Source organism: Actinokineospora terrae (assembly GCF_900111175.1).
In the GTDB taxonomy this organism is placed as follows: domain Bacteria; phylum Actinomycetota; class Actinomycetes; order Mycobacteriales; family Pseudonocardiaceae; genus Actinokineospora; species Actinokineospora terrae.
In genome coordinates this window covers 523,411-542,809 of record NZ_FOGI01000004.1, presented here as the reverse complement: position 1 = coordinate 542,809, position 19,399 = coordinate 523,411, and the positions used below count along the sequence as shown (strand labels likewise).

Annotated in this window: 16 protein-coding genes; 9 read left to right on the top strand and 7 right to left on the bottom strand. The window is 68.1% G+C overall.

Annotated elements, in window-relative coordinates; genetic code table 11:
* The 3 genes from BMY07_RS11080 to valS all read right to left on the bottom strand — a co-directional run bounded on the left by BMY07_RS11080 (window position 1) and on the right by valS (window position 6,096).
* Window positions 1-2,313, bottom strand: a complete 2,313-nt coding sequence (locus tag BMY07_RS11080; RefSeq protein ID WP_092777149.1) for an FdhF/YdeP family oxidoreductase — start codon at window positions 2,311-2,313, stop codon at window positions 1-3.
* A 54-nt stretch (window positions 2,314-2,367) separates the two neighbouring features.
* Window positions 2,368-3,336 carry a hypothetical protein gene (locus BMY07_RS11075; protein ID WP_143073435.1) on the bottom strand — a complete coding sequence of 323 codons (969 nt, stop codon included), beginning with the start codon at window positions 3,334-3,336 and terminating at the stop codon, window positions 2,368-2,370.
* A 297-nt stretch (window positions 3,337-3,633) separates the two neighbouring features.
* Window positions 3,634-6,096 carry a valine--tRNA ligase gene (valS, locus tag BMY07_RS11070; RefSeq protein ID WP_092777145.1) on the bottom strand — a complete coding sequence of 821 codons (2,463 nt, stop codon included), beginning with the start codon at window positions 6,094-6,096 and terminating at the stop codon, window positions 3,634-3,636.
* A gap of 68 nt (window positions 6,097-6,164) precedes the next feature.
* On the opposite strand from valS, the gene BMY07_RS11065 reads away from it, so the two are divergent.
* Window positions 6,165-8,795, top strand: coding sequence for a valine--tRNA ligase (locus BMY07_RS11065; RefSeq protein ID WP_092777142.1), 2,631 nt, complete (start codon window positions 6,165-6,167; stop codon window positions 8,793-8,795).
* A gap of 17 nt (window positions 8,796-8,812) precedes the next feature.
* On the opposite strand, the gene BMY07_RS11060 is transcribed toward BMY07_RS11065, so the two are convergent.
* On the bottom strand, window positions 8,813-9,142 hold the full coding sequence (locus tag BMY07_RS11060; RefSeq protein WP_092777140.1) for a hypothetical protein: 330 nt from the start codon (window positions 9,140-9,142) through the stop codon (window positions 8,813-8,815).
* Window positions 9,143-9,291: 149 nt separating this feature from the next.
* Between BMY07_RS11060 and BMY07_RS11055 the strand changes: the two genes are divergently transcribed.
* Genes BMY07_RS11055 through BMY07_RS11040 form a run of 4 tightly spaced genes read left to right on the top strand, consistent with a single transcriptional unit; the run spans window position 9,292 to window position 12,129 of the window.
* The gene (locus BMY07_RS11055; RefSeq protein WP_092777384.1) at window positions 9,292-10,140 is read left to right on the top strand and encodes a helix-turn-helix domain-containing protein; all 849 of its coding nucleotides are present in this window, start codon (window positions 9,292-9,294) and stop codon (window positions 10,138-10,140) included.
* A gap of 8 nt (window positions 10,141-10,148) precedes the next feature.
* Window positions 10,149-10,388 carry a DUF397 domain-containing protein gene (locus tag BMY07_RS11050; protein WP_092777138.1) on the top strand — a complete coding sequence of 80 codons (240 nt, stop codon included), beginning with the start codon at window positions 10,149-10,151 and terminating at the stop codon, window positions 10,386-10,388.
* 2 nt (window positions 10,389-10,390) lie between these two features.
* The gene (gene folC / locus BMY07_RS11045; protein ID WP_092777136.1) at window positions 10,391-11,740 is read left to right on the top strand and encodes a bifunctional tetrahydrofolate synthase/dihydrofolate synthase; all 1,350 of its coding nucleotides are present in this window, start codon (window positions 10,391-10,393) and stop codon (window positions 11,738-11,740) included.
* Complete coding sequence (locus BMY07_RS11040; protein ID WP_092777134.1) at window positions 11,737-12,129, top strand: DUF4233 domain-containing protein; 393 nt, start codon at window positions 11,737-11,739, stop codon at window positions 12,127-12,129. Before folC ends, BMY07_RS11040 begins: the two co-directional genes overlap by 4 nt.
* Window positions 12,130-12,187: 58 nt before the next feature.
* Here BMY07_RS11040 and BMY07_RS11035 read toward each other — a convergent pair whose 3' ends face one another.
* On the bottom strand, window positions 12,188-13,468 hold the full coding sequence (locus BMY07_RS11035; protein ID WP_177215522.1) for a NucA/NucB deoxyribonuclease domain-containing protein: 1,281 nt from the start codon (window positions 13,466-13,468) through the stop codon (window positions 12,188-12,190).
* A gap of 431 nt (window positions 13,469-13,899) precedes the next feature.
* On the opposite strand from BMY07_RS11035, the gene BMY07_RS11030 reads away from it, so the two are divergent.
* Window positions 13,900-14,457: a DUF6461 domain-containing protein gene (locus BMY07_RS11030; protein ID WP_092777130.1), complete on the top strand. Its 558-nt coding sequence runs from the start codon at window positions 13,900-13,902 to the stop codon at window positions 14,455-14,457.
* A 444-nt stretch (window positions 14,458-14,901) separates the two neighbouring features.
* A complete protein-coding gene (locus BMY07_RS11025) occupies window positions 14,902-16,428 on the top strand; it encodes an alkaline phosphatase D family protein (protein WP_092777127.1) in 1,527 nt (508 codons plus the stop codon).
* A 48-nt stretch (window positions 16,429-16,476) separates the two neighbouring features.
* Here the strand turns inward: BMY07_RS11025 and BMY07_RS11020 are convergent, their stop codons facing one another.
* A complete protein-coding gene (locus tag BMY07_RS11020; RefSeq protein ID WP_092777125.1) occupies window positions 16,477-17,181 on the bottom strand; it encodes a DUF6218 family protein in 705 nt (234 codons plus the stop codon).
* Between the two features lie 219 nt (window positions 17,182-17,400).
* On the opposite strand from BMY07_RS11020, the gene BMY07_RS11015 reads away from it, so the two are divergent.
* Entirely contained in the window at window positions 17,401-18,324 is a 924-nt protein-coding gene (locus BMY07_RS11015; RefSeq protein WP_092777123.1) for an exonuclease domain-containing protein, read from the top strand.
* Between the two features lie 65 nt (window positions 18,325-18,389).
* On the opposite strand, the gene BMY07_RS11010 is transcribed toward BMY07_RS11015, so the two are convergent.
* Entirely contained in the window at window positions 18,390-18,845 is a 456-nt protein-coding gene (locus tag BMY07_RS11010) for a hypothetical protein (RefSeq protein ID WP_143073433.1), read from the bottom strand.
* A gap of 123 nt (window positions 18,846-18,968) precedes the next feature.
* Between BMY07_RS11010 and ndk the strand changes: the two genes are divergently transcribed.
* Window positions 18,969-19,379, top strand: a complete 411-nt coding sequence (ndk, locus tag BMY07_RS11005; RefSeq protein WP_092777119.1) for a nucleoside-diphosphate kinase — start codon at window positions 18,969-18,971, stop codon at window positions 19,377-19,379.
* The last annotated feature ends 20 nt before the right edge of the window (window positions 19,380-19,399 follow it).

Below are 19,399 nucleotides of genomic sequence, written 5' to 3'. Positions count from 1 at the left end.
TCACACCACCTCCGCTTCCAGGCGCACGACGACCGACTTCGACGTGGGGGTGTTCGACGTGTCGGCGGTCGAGTCGAGCGGGATCAGGGAGTTCGCCTCGGGGAAGTAGGCGGCGGCGCAGCCCCGGGCCGTGTCGTAGGCGACCACGCGGAAGCGGTGGGCGTGCCGTTCCGTCACCCCTGTCGGGTCGTCCGGCCACTCGCTGATGAGGGTGACCAGTTGACCGTCGGCCAACCCCAGTGCCGTGATGTCGGCGGGGTTGACCAGCACCACGCGGCGCCCGTCCTTGATGCCGCGGTAGCGGTCGTCGAGGCCGTAGATCGTGGTGTTGTACTGGTCGTGGCTGCGCAGGGTTTGCAGCAGCAGTCGACCGGGCGGTACGCGCAGCACTGTCAACGGGTTCGCCGTGAACACTGCCTTCCCCGTGCGCGTACCCGTGAACTCCCGCGAGTCCCGCGGCGCGTGCGGCAGCACGAACCCGTCCGGCTCCCGCACCCGCGCGTTGTAGTCGGAGCACCCCGGCACCACGCGCGAGATCCGATCGCGGATCAGGTCGTAGTCGCCCGACAGCGACGCCCACGGCACCGAGTGCGAGGCCCCGAACAGCGCCTGCGCCAGCCCGCACACGATCCCGACCTCCGACATCAGGTCCGGCGACGCGGGCTCCAGCCGCCCACGGGACCGGTGCACCACCGACATCGAGTCCTCGACCGTCACGAACTGCTCGCCGGACGCCTGGGTATCGCGTTCGGTGCGCCCCCGGGTCGGCAGGATCAACGCGGTGCGCCCGTGGACCACGTGCGACCGGTTCAGCTTCGTCGACACGTGCACTGTTAAGTCGCACGCCCGCAGCGCCGCCTCGGTCACCGCGGTGTCCGGGCTGGCGGAGGCGAAGTTCCCGCCGACCGCCATGAACACCTTCGCCTTGCCGTCGCGCATCGCCCGGATCGCGCCGACCGTGTCCAGCCCGTGCGAGCGCGGCGAGGTGATGCCGAACTCGGTGTCCAGCGCGGCCAGGAACTTCTCCGGCATCTTCTCCCAGATGCCCATGGTGCGGTCGCCCTGCACGTTCGAGTGCCCCCGCACCGGGCACAGCCCGGCCCCCGGCTTCCCGATCATCCCGCGCAGCAGCACCACGTTGGCGATCTCCCGGATCGTCGGCACGGAGTGCTTGTGCTGGGTCAGCCCCATCGCCCAGCACACGATCGTCCGCTCCGACTCGGCGAACATCCGCGCGACCTGCTCGACCTCGGCCCGGTCGAGCCCGGTGGCCGCGTCCACCTCGGCCCAGTCCAGGTCGGCGACGTGCGCGGCGTACTCCTCGAACCCCTCGGTCCGCCCGCTCACGAAGTCCTGGTCCACCACCTGACCGGGCCGCTCCCGCTCCCACTTCAGCAGCAGGTGCCCGATGGCCTGGAACAGCGCCTGGTCGCCGCCGAGCCGGATCTGGCAGAACACGTCCGCCAGCGCCGTGCCCTTGCCCAGCAGCCCCCGCACCTTCTGCGGGTTCTTGAACCGCAGCAGCCCCGCCTCCGGCAGCGGGTTGACCGCGATGATCCGCGCCCCGTTCGCCTTCGCCTTCTCCAGCGCGGTCAGCATCCGGGGGTGGTTGGTCCCCGGGTTCTGCCCGACCACCACCAGCAGGTCCGCCCGGGTGATGTCCTCCAGCGTCACCGATCCCTTGCCGACGCCGGTGGTCTCGGCGAGCGCGGCACCGGAGGACTCGTGGCACATGTTCGAGCAGTCCGGCAGGTTGTTGGTACCGAACGACCGCACCAGCAGCTGGTAGAGGAACGCGGCCTCGTTGCTGGTGCGCCCCGAGGTGTAGAACAGCGCCTCGTCCGGTGTGGACAGTGCGCGCAGCTGCCCGGCGATCAGCTCGAAGGCCTCCGACCAGTCGATCGGCGTGTAGTGCGTCGCCCCCGGGCGCAGCACCACCGGCTGGGTGATCCGGCCCTGTTGGCCCAGCCAGTAGTCCGTGCGCTCGGCCAGCTCGGCCACCGGGTGCTCGGCGAAGAACTCCGGCCCCACCCGCCGCCGGGTCGCCTCCTCGGCCACCGCCTTGGCGCCGTTCTCGCAGAACTCGGCCGCCGCGCGGTGCCCGCGCGGCTCCGGCCAGGCGCAGCCGGGGCAGTCGAACCCCTCGCGCTGGTTCAGTAACCGCAGCGTGGCGCCCGTGCGCAGGGCGCCCATCTGCTCCACGCCCCGGCGCAGCGATGTGGCGACCCCCGGGATCCCGGCGGCCCACGTCTTGCGCTCGGTGACATCCAGCTCGGCTTCGTCGACGTCGCGTTCTGGCGGTGTGCTGACCATGCGACTCATCGTCGGCTATCTGTGTCAACCCTGCAAAAAGTTGTCCACAGGTGCCTAGCTGGGGCAGCCGCTTTCCAGCGGGATGTCGGCTTCCGGGTCGAAGTACGTGACCTTGTCGTGCTTGGCCTTCGTCCGCGTCGGCGTGCGGTCGTGGTAGTCCGAGGCGATGAAGCCCTTGGCGTAGGCGTCGCAGGAGATCGAGTAGTAGAAGCCGTCGACCTTCTCGTACCACAGCCCCAGGCTGCCCGGCGCCCACCGCGCGCCCTTGCGCATCACGTACTCGATGTCGGCGCGGACCACGACGATCACGCTCATCGGGTCCAGCGGGAGGGCGACGTCGTCGGCGGTGAAGGCGTAGGCGAACACGTAGTTGGTGTGCACCACCAGCTCGCCCGCCTTGCCCGCCTCGACCCGCATCGAGCCCTTGACCTTCGGCGCCGCGGGCAGCAGCCGGGAGCCGTTGTCGATCATGCTGACCAGGGCCTGGACCTGGCGCTCGTTGCCGGAGCCGAACAGCGGCCGCAGCTGCCTGGCCACGTCGGGGGCGAGCATGCCGAGGTAGCGGTCGGGGTTGTGGTCGCGCAGCATCGCCGGGTCGAGCCTGCTGGCCACCAGCACGTCCTTGACCTGGCGGGTGGCGTCGGCGACCTCCTCGGCGCTGAACTCGCCGACCTGCATCGCGGGCGGGGTCGTGATCCCGGCCTCGCCGTCGGCCCAGTGCGCGGCGGGTGTCAGCGCGAACGGGCGGTTGAGGTCGACCACGTTCTCGGCGCCCGGTTCCTCCCCGGCGCCGCCCGGCTGCCCGGGGTGGCCGGACCGGTCGAACACCCCGACCCCGGCCAGCAGCATCACCACGGCCACCACGGCGACCAGCAGCATCGACGTCACGAGCCAACGCTCAAGACGGCGACGTCGCGTCCTGCGCAGCATCGCCTTCACGTCGGCTTGCGCCGACGCGCGCACTCGGCGGCGCCACGCGGCATCTTGTAACGCCGCGTGATCGCCGTACTCACGTTGGTCCACCGGCCCCCAAGGGCGATCCAACCCGGCGTGCCGGGCTGGTTGAGGTGTCGACTGCCTGGTGAACTCCTCATCGATATGGCCACAGCCCGTGTTAACAGGATGCCCGCGCGGACCGCTCGTGCTGCGGTGAGCGGCGGCCGAGGCCGGACCAACGGTCACGATCGCCGCTCAGCCGTCGCGCAGTGTCACCCGAACGGCGCAGACCGCCGCCACGCCTCCGTGGCGGGTACACAGCGCGTAGGTGCACACCCGCCCCGGAGTGGATCACCAGGGGTGGACGTGGTCCAGGTCACAGCGCTACTCGGCCGCCAGCGTGGCCTGGACCTCCACCCGATCATCATCCGAACGGGCGTATTTGATCGTCTGGATGGCCCCGGCCGCTCGTAGGTCACCCTCCGCAGCCGTGAGCGCCGTCACGCGAGCGTCCGAGCAGGTCACGATCACTTCGTCGACCCGCCACCGCAGTGATCTCCGGGCCTCGGACTTGACCCGCCGAACCGCGGCGAGCACCGTCACCGTGGTTCGGAGAAGACCGATGTCCCCGCTACTGCCGGTCACCACAGGCCAGGGCGCGGTGTGCACCGAACCCTCTTGCCACCACGACCACGATTCCTCGGTCGCGAACGGCAGGAACGGGGCCAAGAGGCGCTGCACCGCCGACAGAGCTATACGGAGAGTTGCTCTCGCGGAGTCGTCTTCGCCGTAGGCCCTGTCCTTGACCAGTTCGATGTAGTCGTCACACCAGAACCAGAAGAACCGCTCCACCAGTTCCAACGCCTCGGCGTAGTCGGACGCCTCTAGAGCCGCCGTCGCGCCCGCCACCACCTCGTCCAATTCGGCGAGCAGTGCTAGATCCAGCGGGGCGGTCGGCTGGCCGCCCGCACCCATGCCCAGCGCGAACCGGCTGGCGTTGAGCAGCTTGGTCGCCAGCCTGCGCCCCACGCGCATCTTGGCCTCGTCGAACACGGTGTCCACGCCTGGCCGCGCTGACGCTGCCCAGTACCGCACTGCGTCAGCGCCGTATCGGTCGAGAAGGTCATCCGGTGAGGTAGCGCTACCGGACTTCTTGCTCAGCTTGTGCCGGTCAGGAGTCACCACCCAGCCAGAGATCGCCGCCCGCCGCCACGGCAGCACACCCGTCTCGGTGTGGGCGCGCAGGACGGTGCTGAACAACCAGGTGCGGATGATCTCGTGAGCCTGTGGCCGCAGATCCATCGGATAGGTCTTGGCGAACAAGTCAGGATCATCGTCAGCCCCACACACAAGCAGCGGCGTTAGCGATGACGTCGCCCAGGTGTCCATCACGTCCGGATCGGCGGTGAACCCACCGGGCACATCGCGCTGATCGGCCGTGTAGCCGGGTGGGGTCTCGGACGCCGGATCGACCGGAAGCGCTGTAGGCAGGATCGGGCTGCCGTGGTCCGGTTCCCCGTCCGAGTCCAGCGGGTACCACAGCGGGAACGGCACGCCGAAGAACCGCTGACGGCTCACCAACCAGTCGCCCGCGAGGCCGTCCACCCAGCTCTCGTAGCGCGCGTGCATCCGCGCGGGCTGCCAGTCGAGTTCGCGGCCGCGCTCCCGCAGGACTTCCCGATGTCCGGCTGATCGGACGAACCACTGCCGCCCGGACACGATCTCCAACGGCTTGTCACCGCGCTCGTAGAACGCCACCGGCCGCTCCACCGGCCGCGGCTCACCCACGAGAGACCCGTCCGCGCGCAGCAGCGACACCACCCGCTCACGTGCCGTGTGGACGGTCGCGCCCACGAGCGCCGAGTACGGCTCTTGCGGCACACCTTCGGGAGCATCGGGCAGGAAACGCCCATCGCGGCCGATCGCCGCCCGCACCGGCAGGCTCAGTTCGCGCCACCACCGCACATCGGTGAGGTCACCGAAGGTGCAGCACATCACCAGCCCGCTACCGCGCTCCGGATCCGCCTCGTGGTGGGCCAACACAGGCACAGGCACGTCAAACAGCGGCGTGCGCACGGTTGTCCCGATCAGCGCTCTATGCCTGTCGTCGTCAGGGTGAGCGATGAGCGCCACGCACGCAGGTAGCAACTCCGGCCGCGTTGTCTCCACCTCGATGCCATCGCCGAACCGCAGCGTGTGCCAGGCACCCTTGAACGGCCGGTGCTCGACGTCTGCCTGGGCCACCGCCGTCCCAAACCCGACATCCCACAACGTCGGCGCCTCAGCCTGGTAGGCCTGACCCGCCGCGAGTAGTCCCAGGAACGACCGTTGCGACAACCGCTGCGCCCGCGCACCGATGGTCGTATAGGTCCGTGACCAGTCGACGGACAGCCCGAGGCGCCGCCACAAGGCTTCGTAGGCCTGCTCATCCAGCGCGGTCTGCTGCGCGCACAACTCCACGAAGTTCCGCCGCGACACCGCAGTCGGCTTGCCCGTAGGCACAAAGCCAGGCTCGTAGGGCAGCGAAGGGTCACACCGCACCTTGTGCACCAACTGCACGCGCCGCTCGGTAGGCAGACCGTTGTCGTCCCACCCCATCGGATACAGCACGTCCTTACCGCGCATCCGCTGGTACCGGGCGATCACATCCGTGTGCGTGTACGAGAACACGTGCCCGATGTGCAAGCTCCCACTCACCGATGGCGGTGGTGTGTCGATGGAGAAGACCGACTCCCGATCCCCGTCTCCCCGGAACGCGTAGACGCCTACCTCGTCCCACCGAGCCGCCCAGGTCGCTTCCAGCCCGTTCAACGACGGGCGCTCAGGGAGTTCCGGTGTATGCGCCATGCGCGGAGGGTAGTCACCACCGAGCGCCCGGTTCGACTTGTTTTCGCTGGCCTTCGTAGACTCGTGCCGTGACTGATAACCCCACCTTGCCCAGCTCTGACCTTCCCCCGGCCTGGGAGCCGGCAGCGGTAGAGGCGGAGCTGTACGAGGGCTGGGTAGCGGCTGGGTACTTCACCGCGGACGCCGCGAGTGAGAAGCCGCCGTTCACGATCGTGCTGCCGCCGCCTAACGTCACGGGCAGTCTCCACATGGGGCACGCGCTCAACCACACGGTGATGGACGCGCTGTCCCGGCGGCGGCGGATGCAGGGCTACGAGGTGCTGTGGCTGCCCGGCATGGACCACGCGGGGATCGCGACCCAGAACGTCGTGGAGCGGCAGCTGGCGAGCCAGGGGCTGTCGCGGCACGACCTGGGGCGGGAGAAGTTCGTCGAGCGGGTCTGGGAGTGGAAGGCCGAGTACGGCGGCAAGATCCTCGACCAGATGCGGCGCCTCGGCGACGGCGTCGACTGGTCGCGTGAGCGCTTCACGATGGACGAGGGCCTTTCCCGCGCCGTGCAGACCGTGTTCAAGCGCCTCTATGACGACAAGCTGATCTACCGCGCCGAGCGCATCATCAACTGGTGCCCGCGCTGCCGCACCGCGCTGTCCGACATCGAGGTGGAGCACTCCGAGGACGAGGGCGAGCTCGTCTCCATCCGCTACGGCGACGGTGACAACGCCATCGTGGTCGCCACCACACGCGCGGAGACCATGCTCGGTGACACCGCCGTCGCCGTGCATCCGGACGACGAGCGTTACCGCCACCTCATCGGCACCGAGGTCGCACTGCCGCTGACCGGTAGGCGTATCCCGATCGTCGCGGACGAGCACGTGGACCCCGAGTTCGGTACCGGCGCCGTCAAGGTCACCCCCGCGCACGACCCCAACGACTTCGAGATCGGCCGCCGCCACGACCTGCCGTCGCTGACGGTCATGGACCTGACCGGCGTGATCACGGTCAAGGGCCCGTTCGAGGGCCTGGACCGCTTCGAGGCGCGCCCCGCCGTGGTGGCCGCGTTGCGCGAAGAGGGCCGCATTGTCGCGGAGAAGCGCCCGTACCTGCACTCGGTCGGGCACTGCTCGCGCTGCGACACCGTTGTCGAGCCGCGCCTGTCGTTGCAGTGGTGGGTCAACGTCGAGCCGCTGGCCCGCGCCGCAGGTGACGCTGTCCGCGACGGTAGGACCCAAGTGCACCCGCCGGAGTTGGCCAAGCGCTACTTCGACTGGGTCGACAACATGCACGACTGGACCATCTCGCGGCAGCTGTGGTGGGGCCACCGCATCCCGGTTTGGTACGGGCCCAACGACGAGGTCGTGTGTGTGGGTCCCGACGAGGAGCCCCCCACCGGCGACGGCTGGACGCAGGACCCGGACGTCCTCGACACGTGGTTCTCCTCGGGCCTCTGGCCCGTGTCGACGCTCGGCTGGCCTGCCAGCACCGATGACCTCGCCAAGTTCTATCCGACGAGCGTCCTGTCGACCGGCTACGACATCCTCTTCTTCTGGGTCGCCCGGATGATGATGTTCGGCCTCTACGCGATGGACGGCAAGCAGCCGTTCGACCACGTGTACTTGCACGGCCTTATCCGCGACGCACAGGGTAAGAAGATGTCCAAGTCGCGCGGCAACGTGCTCGACCCCCTGGACTGGCTCGACCGCTTCGGCGCCGACGCCACTCGTTTCACCCTCGCGCGCGGCGCGAACCCCGGTAGCGACATGGCGCTGGCGGAAGAGTGGGCCGCCGGGTCGCGCAACTTCGGCACGAAGCTGTGGAACGCCAGCCGCTTCGCCTTGATGAACGGCGCCACCACCGCCATCCCGGTGCCCGCCCGCGACCAGCTGACGGACGCGGACCTGTGGATCCTGGACAAGGCCGACGCGCTGGTGTCCGAAGTGGATGCCCTGTTCGAGAAGTTCGAGTTCGCGAAGATCTGCGACGCGCTCTACCACTTCACGTGGGACCTCTACTGCGACTGGTACCTCGAACTGACGAAGGTGCAGATCGCCGAGGGTGGCGCGCGCGCCGAGGCCACCCGCGCGGTGCTCGGTCACGTGCTCGACACCGTGCTGCGCCTCTTGCACCCGATCACGCCGTTCATCACCGAGGTGCTGTGGAAGGCGTTGACGGGCAAGGAGTCCATCGTCGTCACCGAGTGGCCTACCGCCTCCGGTAGTGCTGCCGACGCCGACGCCACCCGCCGGGTCGAAGGCGTGCAGAAGCTCATCACCGAGATCCGCCGCTTCCGCGCCGACCAGGGCGTCAAGCCTAGTCAGCGCGTCGCGACCCGGTTGTCCGGTGTGGACGAGGCAGGCCTGACGGCGCTCGTTGGCGCTGTCACGTCGCTGGCACGGTTGGACGTTCCCGGCGAGGACTTCACCGCGAGCGCTTCGCTGGAAGTGTCTCTCGCGGGTGGTAGCGTCACCGTCGAGCTGGACCTGTCCGGCGCGATTGACGTTGCGGCGGAACGCAAGCGGCTCACCAAGGACCTGACGGTCGCCGAGAAGGAACTCGCGCAGTGCGAGGCCAAGCTGGGCAACTCCAAGTTCACCGACAAGGCCCCGGCCGACGTCGTCGCCAAGATCCAGACCCGGCGCGACGCCGCCCAGGCCGAGATCGCCCGCGTGCAGGCCAGGCTCGCCGCCCTGCCCGCGGGCTGACCCCGCTCGGTTGATCCCTACGCGGACTTAGCGAGCTGGTCGGGGTCCTCGTCGACCCACCGGACCTCGACCGGCCTGCTGCCCGCCAACACCCGCGTCGCCGACTCGGCGGACTGGAACTGCCCGCGCAGCCGCGCGCCCTTGTGGTCGGGCATGCCGAACAGCTCGACGTAGTCCTCGCCGAACCCGTCCGCGATCTCCATGCCCCAGCCGAGCACGGCGAAGTCCAGCGCCTGCCCGTCCGCGTCCCGTTGCACCTGGTAGACGGCGAACCGGCGCGGCGCGCACTCGGCCGTGACCTGGGCGATCTGCTGCTTGAGCTCGTCCTCGGGAATGATCGTCTGCACTTGTACCTCCACGATAGCAACGTTGCGATGCGACCCTAGGCAGCATCGCATCACGATGGGTCGGATCACAATGACGCCATCGAGTGAATGATTTTGCTCTTCAGATGCGAGAGACTGTCGCCGTTGGCCCAAGATCAGGAGGGATGGACATGGCTACTTCGAAGCAACCCACTGTCATCGGCAGGGGCCTCGGCGGCGAACTGCGGGTGCTGCGCGAGGGCCGGAAGATGAGCTGCAAGGAGGTGGCCGACCTGCTGGGGTGGCAGGCGTCCAAGATCTCCCGGATGGAGACCGGCAAACAGGGAATCAGGCCCGCCGACGTCGCGTCCCTACTCGTGATCTACCGAGTGATCGGAAGGGATCGAGACCGTCTGGTCAAGTTGGCCGAACGTTCCGATGACATAGGCTACTGGGAGAACCAGGCAGCCCTGTCGGCGGAGTCCAAAACCCTCATGCGCATCGAGCGTGAGGCCACCTCGATCACGACTTCTCAGCCGTTGTTGATCCCGGGCCTGGTCCAAACTGGTGACTACATCCGAGCCCTCATGCGGGTATGCAACGTGTCGGATGTGGACATCGACTCTCGTGTGGCTGCACGGCTTGCTCGCCAAGTCATCCTCACCAAGGACGAGCCACCCACGCTGCACATGATCGTTGACGAGTTGGTCCTGCGACGCGTGCTGGGCAGCCCCAAGGTCATGGCGCGGCAGTTGCGACGACTTCTGGAAGTGGCAGAACAGGCGACGACGTCTCTCCAAGTGTTGCCCGCATCGCTACGTGGCCACTCCGGTCTTGACGGTTCATTCACGCTGTTGGACTTCGAGCGCAACAAGCCGGTGGTCTACTTGGATCACAAGATTTCCGGTCTCTTCCTGGAAGAACCCGAACAGGTCGAGTTCTTTCGGACTGAGGCCGATACCCTGAGCGGGTTGGCTCTGAGCCCCGCCAAGTCGGCGGAACTCGTTGCGACCATCGCACGGGAGCACGACCGAGAGTGAGGATCTTGATGAACGCGGTGGACCGGGCTTCGATCGTGTGGCGCAAGTCCAGCCGGAGCGGCTCGAACGCTGACTGCGTCGAGGTGGGCTTCGTCTGGCGCAAGTCCAGCCGTAGTGGCACCAACGCCAACTGCGTCGAGGTTGCGCAGAGCCCGGCCGTGACCGCTGTGCGGGACTCCAAGAACCCCGACGGCCCCGCCCTGGCCTTCCCCGTCGCCTCGTTCGTGCGGGCCCTCCGTACGCTCTAGGCGTGAGTCTGGAAGAACTGCGTCAGGTCGAGTCGGAGCTGGACACCCGCTGGCCGGAGACCAAGATCGAGCCGTCGCTGGCGCGCATCGCCGCGCTGGTCGACCTGCTCGGGTCTCCGCAGCGGGCGTACCCGGTGGTGCACATCGCGGGGACCAACGGCAAGACCTCGGTCACCCGGATGATTGACGCACTGCTCACCCGGCTGGGGGTGCGCACCGGTCGGTTCACCAGCCCGCACCTACAGTCGGTCACCGAGCGCATCAGCCTGGACAACGCGCCGATCGACCCCGAGCGCTACGTCGAGGTGTTCCGCGACATCGAGCCGTACATCGCGATGGTCGACGCGGGCTCGGACATCCGGCTGAGCAAGTTCGAGATCCTCACCGCGATGGCGTACGCCGCCTTCGCCGACGCCCCCGTCGACGTCGCCGTGGTCGAGACCGGCCTCGGCGGCGCGTGGGACGCCACCAACGTCGCTGACGGCAAGGTCGCGGTGATCACCCCGATCGGCATCGACCACGTCGACTACCTGGGGCCGGACATCCTGGGCATCGCGGGGGAGAAGGCCGGGATCATCAAGCCCGACTCCATCGCGCTGCTCGCCGAGCAGACCCCCGAGGTCGCCCGGGTGCTGATCGAGCAAGCGACGAAGGTTGACGCCACCGTCGCCCGGCAGGGCCTGGAGTTCGGCGTCCTCAACCACGACGTAGCAGTCGGCGGGCAGGTCCTACGCCTACAGGGCCTCGGCGGCGTCTACGACGAGATCTTCCTACCGCTGCACGGCGAGCACCAGGCCACCAACGCCGCTCTCGCTCTAGCCGCTGTCGAGGCCTTCTTCGGTGCTGGAGCTCAACGGCAGCTGGACGTCGAGGCCATCCGCGAGGGCTTCGCGTCCGTAGTCAGCCCGGGCCGCCTAGAGCGTGTCCGCACGGCCCCGAGCGTCTTCGTGGACGCGGCCCACAACCCCCACGGGGCGGCCGCCCTGGCCAAGGCCCTCGACGCCGAGTTCGGCTTCCGCAAGCTCGTCGGCGTAGTCAGCGTGATGGCCGACAAGGACGCCGCAGGCATCCTCTCCGCGCTAGAGCCCGTGCTCACCGAGGTAGTCATCACCACCAACTCGTCGACCCGCGCGATGGACCCGGACCACCTCGCCAACATCGCCACCGACATCTACGGCGACGAACGCGTCAGCGTGTACTCACACCTGACGAGCGCCGTCAACGCTGCCATCGAACTCGCCGAAGAGACCGAAGACCCCGACGAACCCCTCTCCGGCACCGGCGTCATCGTCACCGGCTCGGTCGTCACCGCAGGCGAGGTCCGAGCCCTCTTCGGCAAGGACCCCGCATGACACCCCCCGACCCCATGAAGGGCTTCCGCGGCGTCATGTCCGCGGTCCTCATCCTGGAAGCCCTCGTAGTACTCCTGGCCCTACTCGTAGTCGCCAAGTCAGACGGCGGCCTAGCCACCTGGCAGGGCTGGTCAGTCGGCATCATGGCTCTAGTCCTGATCCTGGCCTGCGCCTTCGTAGGCCGCCCCTGGGGCCTCTATCTGGCCGCGGGCCTACAGATCGTCATGCTCGGCGGCTTCTTCATCGACTCCGCCCTAGGCATAGTCGCCGTCGTCTTCGCCCTAGGCTGGACCTGGATGCTCTGGGCCCGCCACGACGTCCTCAAACGCCTCACCGAAGGCCGCCTCGCCAGCCAACAACCCCCGCCTGACCAGGCTCACACGAACTGACTCATCCACGGCGGTTGAGCCGCGGATGAGTCAGTCGGTCACGGTCGTGACGGATCGGTCATGGGCGGATCTCGGTGTAGAATTCGTCGTTCTGGTAGTAGAGGACCCTGTCGCGGAAGTAGTACCAGTTCAGCAAGCCGCCGGCGGAGCGGTTCTGCGCGCGGGGCAGGGCACGGACCGAGAAGTCGTAGAAGTAGTTCGCCGCACCTTCCTCGGTGGTGGCGAACGGGTACTCGTCGCAGTCCTCCACACCCGACACCGGCGGCACCGGCAGCCCGGTGTTCTCGTACGGGGGAGTCCGCAGGCAGGCGGCATCCTTGAGCCGGGTGTTGTCGGCCTTGATCGAACCGTCACCCGGCACCCGGTGCAGACCAGGAGCCTCGCGGTTCCCGGTGAACTTCCCGGGGATGAGCTTGGCGTGGTCCTCGGTCGGGTACGTGGTGTCCGGCCGGTCCTGGGCGTCCCGGATGTGCTGCGCGACCGTCGTGACCCGGCTGTCGCCGACGTCGTACTGCAGGTGCGGGACGACGTCGTTGAAGATGCAGGCTGCCGGGTACCGGAAGCCGAACAACGAGAAGTAGTCCGCCGAGTCACAACGCAGCCCGTAGTCCTGGGACAACGCCGGGGTGTAGACGAAATCCCCGCCCGAGCCCTCCCCGTGCCAGTGCCAGTCGTGGTAGAGCACCTTGTCGGGATCAGCCGGGTCGGCGCCCTTGGCGTTCGACGAGATAGTCCAGTCCACCCACGGGTTGTTCGAGTCCCACGTCTGGAAGCTGTGCGCGGTCGCCCCGTCACTGGCGAAGCAGTATTGGTCGGTCTGCGTGCAGTCCGGCAGCACCGCCCAGTTCAGGTACGGCGCCACGGTGTACCGCTCGATCAGCGACCAGCCGGTGTACCGGACCGATCCCGGCACATTGCGGAAGTAGACCTTGATATCGCGGGAGTTCGGACTCCCGATACCCACCGCCTCGAAGGTGAAATAGCTCCGACCGACTTCCACGGGCCGCCCCTCGACCAGCCGCTCGTAGATGTTGCCGGTGATGTAGCGCTGGCACCAGACGAACCGGTTGTGGACACGCCCCGCTTCCCCGAAAACCCCAGGCTGCTGCAGGCACTCCCTGCCCACCTGCGGCGGGGTCGCCGCGGTGATGGGGACGGCATCGGTTTGGCTCGACGGGACCAACGCGCCGGACTGGTCGAGCGGTACGGCCGAGGTGTCCCGGTACGAGAACTGCTTGGTCGCGAGCGCGCGATCCCGTGACCGCTTCCGCGCCTGCGCCGGGTCCAGTCGGGCATCCAGTTTGGCGGGCGGCTTCGGCGGCAGGCCGAAACCAGTCAACGAGCCACCGCTCGGTTGGTACGCGTGGCCGAGATGGCCAGGCTCGGTAGCAGGTGCCGCGGGTTCCGCGGCGGCCGTCGCCGGGATGCCGGCCAGTGACGAGCTGGCTATCAGAACGGCCAGGAACGTCAGGAGACTTCTTCTGTGTGTACGTGCTTGGGCGATTCGCAAAGAAATTCCTCCGGTCCTCAGATTCCTTGAGGATTTTTCATTCCGGATGGGTCTGCTGGTGTTCGCCGACGCACGCTAGCCCCCTGTGAAGCTCACTCGCAACCGGCAGGAATTCAACTTCCGGTCGGTCGTGCTAAATTTAGTCACCGCGCGCGGTAAATGCCGCAAGTCATACTGCTCGTCAGCGGAGACCGGTGAGTGGTGGGCGTACCCTGGTGCGCGCACTGGCCGAGACAACCATTGATGTGCGAGGGGATCGGATGTCGGAACAAACCTACGAGTGGTTCGGTGCGGACTACCAGTGGTTGGCTGAGTCGGGCTGCCTCACACTGGTGAAGGCACTCGACGAACGAGAGGCACTCCTGAGGTTCGGGGCCGATGTCGCCACCGCACGGCTGATGACCTTCCAGGACGCGGCCGCCGAGGTGATGGCATCCGGTGGCAGCGCGGCTCTCGCGCTGGCGGTCGCTGTCGACGGCGGCACGCTCGTGGTCGAGTACAACCAGTTCCACGGCGAGGAACCCGCGGTACTCATCGCGCTCTCCGCGGGTACCACCGCGTCCTCGGTCGCGCGCACCATCAACGGCGCGGGCTCATTCACCCACGCGCACAACGGATCCATCCGAACCGCGTTTCCCCTCGGCCACCCCGACCGCCGAACCGGCACCGCCCCCGACGAGCTGCTCGAACACCTGCCGCCTCCCGGAGACGAACCGGACCCGTTCCTCACCGCGCTCGGCCTGGCCACCCGAACCACCTCGGTCAGCTTCAACGCGACCGCCCTCCAGGGCGAGTTCCTCGGCGCCGAGCTGACCTGAAAGGCGACGCCGGGTGGTCGATCCGGACCGAGGTGGGATCCGAATCGACCACCCGGCGGTCAGACCGACTGGGACAGGTTCGCCTCGAGATCGTTGAGCAGGGCGTGGATCGGCGCCGCGCGGTGCGCAAGGCGCGCGCAGAGGTGTACAGATGAAATCCAGTTCGACCAGCAGGCACGGCTACGACGACGAAGTCAACAGTGCCGTCAGCACTGGTTCTGGCGGCAACGGCGGCGGCGGTACGGGAGACCGCTCCTTCTGATACCAGCCCCGCAGGAGGCTTCCGACTGCCGCTCTCCGACCAGCGTGGTGACGTGGGCGGGCTGGGGTCACCCGGTCGATGTCTCGGCCGGATGACCCCAGCCCGCCGCCTGCCCGGAACCGTCATCCACTGGTCAACTCGGGTTGGCCCGAGGGCTGCGGTGGGCGATTACAAACCGGCGCATGACCGAACTGAACCGTAGGGCTCTGTTGCGCGCAGGCGGGATCGGCGCTGGTGTGGTTGCCGCTGGGGTCGTGCTGCCCGGGGTCGCGTACGCGACGCCGAAGGCGCGGCCGGTGTTGACGCACGGCGTGCAGACCGGGGACGTGACCAGCGACGGCGCGATCCTGTGGACGCGGGCCGACCGGCCGTCGCGGATGCTGGTCGAGGTTTCCCGCGACCCGTCGTTCCGGCACGCCCGGTGCCTGCGCGGCCCCGTCCTCACCCCCACCACCGACGGCACCGGCAGGCTCCGGCTCACCGGCCTGCCCGCGGGCGACGAGATCCACTACCGGGTCCGCGCCGAAGACCTCGACGGCCGCACCGCCAGCGCGCCGCTGGTCGGCTCCTTCCGCACCGCCCCGGTCGGCCGCGCCGACGTCCGGTTCACCTGGTCCGGGGACGTCGCGGGTCAGGGCTGGGGCATCAACCCCGACATCGGCGGCATGACCGCGTACGCCGCCATGCTCGCCCGGCGGCCCGACTTCTTCCTGCACAGCGGCGACACCGTCTACGCGGACGGCCCGCTCAAGGAGTCGGTGACGCTGCCCGATGGTCGCGTCTGGCGCAACGTTGTGACCCCGGAGAAGCTGAAGGTCGCCGAGACCCTCGCCGAGTACCGCGGCCAGTTCGCCTACAACCTGCTCGACGAGAACGTCCGCGCGTTCGCCGCCCGGGTGCCGTCGATCGTGCAGTGGGACGACCACGAGGTCACCAACAACTGGTACCCCGGCGAGATCCTGGACCTGCCGCAGTACACCGAGAAGCGGGTCGACGTCCTCGCGGCCCGCGCCTCGCAGGCCTTCCACGAGTGGCAGCCCATCGACCAGCGCCGCGCCGCGGACGGCCGCGTCTACCGCAGCTTCGCCTACGGCAAGCACGTCGAGGTGTTCGTGCTGGACATGCGCACCTACAAGGACGCCAACACCGCCGACAAGAACGGCCAGGGCCACGTCCTCGGCGAGCGCCAGGCCCGCTGGCTCGTCGACGGCCTCACCCGCAGCCGCGCGACGTGGAAGATCGTCGCCGCCGACCTCCCCATCGGCCTGATCGTCCCGGACGGCAAGGACATCGAGGGGGTTGCAAACGGCCTACCCGGCGCCCCCGCAGGCCGCGAGTTCGAACTCGCCTGGGTGCTGCGCACGCTCGCCCGCCGCAACATCCGCAACGTTGTCTGGCTGACGGCGGACGTGCACTACACCGCCGCCCACCACTACTCCCCAGACCGTGCGGCCGTGGGCGACTTCGACCCGTTCTGGGAGTTCGTGTCCGGCCCACTGCACGCGGGCGCATTCGGTCCCAACGTGCTGGACCCGACGTTCGGGCCAGAGGCGGTGTTCGTACACGCACCACCGGTCGCGAACACGTCGCCGCTGGAGGGTTTCCAGCACTTCGGAGAGGTCCAAGTGGACGGCCGCTCAGGCGACCTCACCGTGTACTTGCGCGACGGTAAGGGGACCTCGCTCTGGTCCAAGACCTTGAAGGCTTGACCTGACGGCGGAGTCGGCGCTATCGCGTCGACTCCGCTGGTCCGGTGCTCATCGCTGGTAGGCATAGGCGTCGGCTAGACGCGCCTCCCACGTGGGTGCCAGGACGGTGGGTTGCCCGAAGGTGTCCCGGAGGTAGGGGCGTCCGAGCGCAACGGTGGTCTCACGCCAGCGCTGCACAATCCAGCCGCCCAGCCTGCTGATGCGAAGCGCTTCGGTCGCCGACTCGGTGGGAGCGACGAGGTTCCCGACACGTGCGAGGTGCTCCAGTTGTTCGACCGTCGCCGGTAGCGGGTCGGGCAGATCGATCGACCACTCCAGGTCAGCGATGCTCTTCTTGGACGCCTTCTCCTCGGCGACACGCTTGGCATAGGAGGTCCGGGTGTCGGCTACCTCGCTGAGCAGTTCGGGCAGGGTGACACCGCAGTCGTTCCAGTTCGTCGGAGCGACGTCCGCCACCTGTTCGAGCGCGCGCAGAGTCTCGATGGCTTCGGCCAAGTCCCACGCGAGTACCGCCTTGCGCTTGCACAGGCTGAGCATGCGCAGGGAGGTCTCCGGCTCGGTCATTGCCTCCGCAGCGGGGGTCACCCACGCCCCGGTCCGCGCGCCTTCGGTGTCGAGGTGCCAGATGGCGATCGACTCTTCCTGACCGGATCCGGCCCGGCAGACGACAACGTGGCCGATCATGGTCCGGCCATCGCCCGCCCGAGTGGACAGCAAGCCGAGTGAACCGGGCTTGAGCTGATCGGTGGTCATCACCCCTCCTGCGCCGCTGCTGACGATCTTCGCTCGCGACAGTCCATCGCTGGTGCGCGCCGTTCGTTTCACCGCACGCGGTGATCTCGGTCGGGTGCCCTGTCCGACGCGTTTCCGCCACCTCACTGCCTGCGCGTAACTCTTGATCGACTTATCTCGACGCACTGCCTACGCGCCTGGACGCCCACTCGTCCCGTCCTGGCCGCGGGTGAGGAGATCATGAGCAGGGAATGGGTTGCGATCGACTTCGAGACCGCCAACTCGTCGCGGGGAAGCGCTTGCGCGGTCGGCATGTGCTTGGTGCGAGACGGAGTTGTCGTCGACCGGTGGTCCACCTACATCCAGCCCCCGGGCGACGGCGGTTTCGACTCGTTCAACACAGCGCTGCACGGCATCACGGCCGAGGCGGTTCGCTCCGCCCCGACCTGGCCGCGCGCGCTCGCACAGATCGTGGACTTCGCAGCCGGTCGCCCGCTGGTCACCCACAACGCCGCCTTCGACGTCGGTGTGATCCGCGGTGCCTGCACGGCGAGCTCCCTGCCGTGGCCAGAACTGAGTTATGTCTGCACCCTGGTCATTTCCCGGTTGACCTGGCAACTGCTGACATACCGCCTGCCGTTCGTAGCGGCCGCCGCGGGTATCGCGATGAGCGGGCACCACGAAGCCCAGGCCGACGCCGACACGGCCGCCCAGGTCATGCTCGCGGCGATGCGGTTTCACCACGTCGACACGGTCGACGACTTGCTCGATACCTTGCGCATCCCCTACGGGCGGTTGACCAGGGACTCTTGGACGGGCTTTCGACAACGCGGTTCGTCCACCACGCGCCGCGAGATCCCCGCGGCCAACCTCGACGCCGACCCCAGCACCATGCTCTACGGCCTCAACGTGTGTTTCACCGGCACCTTGACGACCATGACTCGCGCGGAAGCCCAGCAGCGCCTCGCCGAACGGGGCGGGCAGGCCGTGTCCGGAGTGTCCAAGAGAACTGACTTGCTCGTGGTGGGTATGGCCGACCCGGCCCGGTTCGCCGTGGGGATGGAGGTGAGCGGCAAGCACCGCAAGGCCCAGGAACTGCTCGGCCGAGGGCACAAGATAGAGATGATCGGCGAGATCGACTTCGTGGAATGGCTCGGCAGCTGATCCGTTGGCACACGGGATGTGAGCTGCCGCTTGCCTGTCAGCGTCGGCAGCTGGATTGACCCAGGTCAGTACGCGGCCGAGATGTTGTTGGCGAAGAGGGACCAGAGGGCGTAGGCGGTACCTGAGTGGATGGTCGCCGCGGTGGTTGGGGTGGAGAGGCCTCCTGAGCGGGTTCGGAGTTCCACGCCGTTGGGGCCGTTCTCTAGGGAGAAGACGATGCTTCTGCCTGTGGGGAGGGAGAGGAACGTCCACGAGTTGGTAGTTCTGTCGATGATCTGCACCGGGTAGCTCTGCCCGGCCGAGTAGAGGTCGCAGTGGCCGCCCACTGGGGGGAGCGTGGGGCAGTTGGAGTCGAAGGGGAAGAGGCGGCCGAAGTCGGCGGTGATGGCGGTCGTTAGGACTGCCGGGCTGGCGTCGGTCTCTAGGCGAAGGGTGTAGCGGTAGGAGTACGAGAGATCGGCACAAGCGGGTGTGGCGGTGGCTAGAACCACGACCGCTGCTAGAGCTGTCGACTTGAACATGAGGCCAACGGTGGTCAGCTAAAGAGGAGCCGGACAAACGGTGCCACCGCACCGGGTTACCCTGCTCACACGCTCGTGTGGTCCACACGACGCTGGAAACCGTGAAATGGAGTACCGAGAGCCGTGAGTGAGCGCACCCTGGTCCTGGTCAAGCCCGACGGCGTGAGTCGTGGGCTGGTCGGTGAGGTCATCTCCCGCATCGAGCGCAAGGGCCTGTCCCTGGCCGCACTCGAGCTGCGCACCGTGGAGCGCTCGGTCGCCGAGCAGCACTACGCCGAGCACGCCGAGAAGGGGTTCTTCGGCGACCTGCTCGACTTCATCACCGGCGGCCCGGTCGTGGCGCTGGTCGTCGAGGGGCCGCGCGCGATCTCCGCGTTCCGGCAGCTCGCCGGTGGGACCGACCCGGTCGACAAGGCCACCCCGGGCACCATCCGCGGCGACTTCGGCCTGGAGGTCCAGTACAACCTGGTGCACGGGTCCGACTCCACCGACTCCGCCGAGCGCGAGATCAAGATCTGGTTCCCGAACCTCTGAGGCACCCGGGCCGCCCGGGC

Excerpts from the sequence above, each read along its gene's own strand:
- BMY07_RS11080 (WP_092777149.1), bottom strand. The coding sequence starts at position 2,313 with ATGGTCAGCACACCGCCAGAACGCGACGTCGACGAAGCCGAGCTGGAT.
- valS (WP_092777145.1), bottom strand. The coding sequence starts at position 6,096 with ATGGCGCATACACCGGAACTCCCTGAGCGCCCGTCGTTGAACGGGCTG.
- BMY07_RS11055 (WP_092777384.1), top strand. The coding sequence starts at position 9,292 with ATGGCTACTTCGAAGCAACCCACTGTCATCGGCAGGGGCCTCGGCGGC.
- BMY07_RS11050 (WP_092777138.1), top strand. The coding sequence starts at position 10,149 with ATGAACGCGGTGGACCGGGCTTCGATCGTGTGGCGCAAGTCCAGCCGG.
- BMY07_RS11040 (WP_092777134.1), top strand. The coding sequence starts at position 11,737 with ATGACACCCCCCGACCCCATGAAGGGCTTCCGCGGCGTCATGTCCGCG.
- BMY07_RS11030 (WP_092777130.1), top strand. The coding sequence starts at position 13,900 with ATGTCGGAACAAACCTACGAGTGGTTCGGTGCGGACTACCAGTGGTTG.
- BMY07_RS11025 (WP_092777127.1), top strand. The coding sequence starts at position 14,902 with ATGACCGAACTGAACCGTAGGGCTCTGTTGCGCGCAGGCGGGATCGGC.
- BMY07_RS11020 (WP_092777125.1), bottom strand. The coding sequence starts at position 17,181 with ATGACCACCGATCAGCTCAAGCCCGGTTCACTCGGCTTGCTGTCCACT.
- BMY07_RS11015 (WP_092777123.1), top strand. The coding sequence starts at position 17,401 with ATGAGCAGGGAATGGGTTGCGATCGACTTCGAGACCGCCAACTCGTCG.
- BMY07_RS11010 (WP_143073433.1), bottom strand. The coding sequence starts at position 18,845 with ATGTTCAAGTCGACAGCTCTAGCAGCGGTCGTGGTTCTAGCCACCGCC.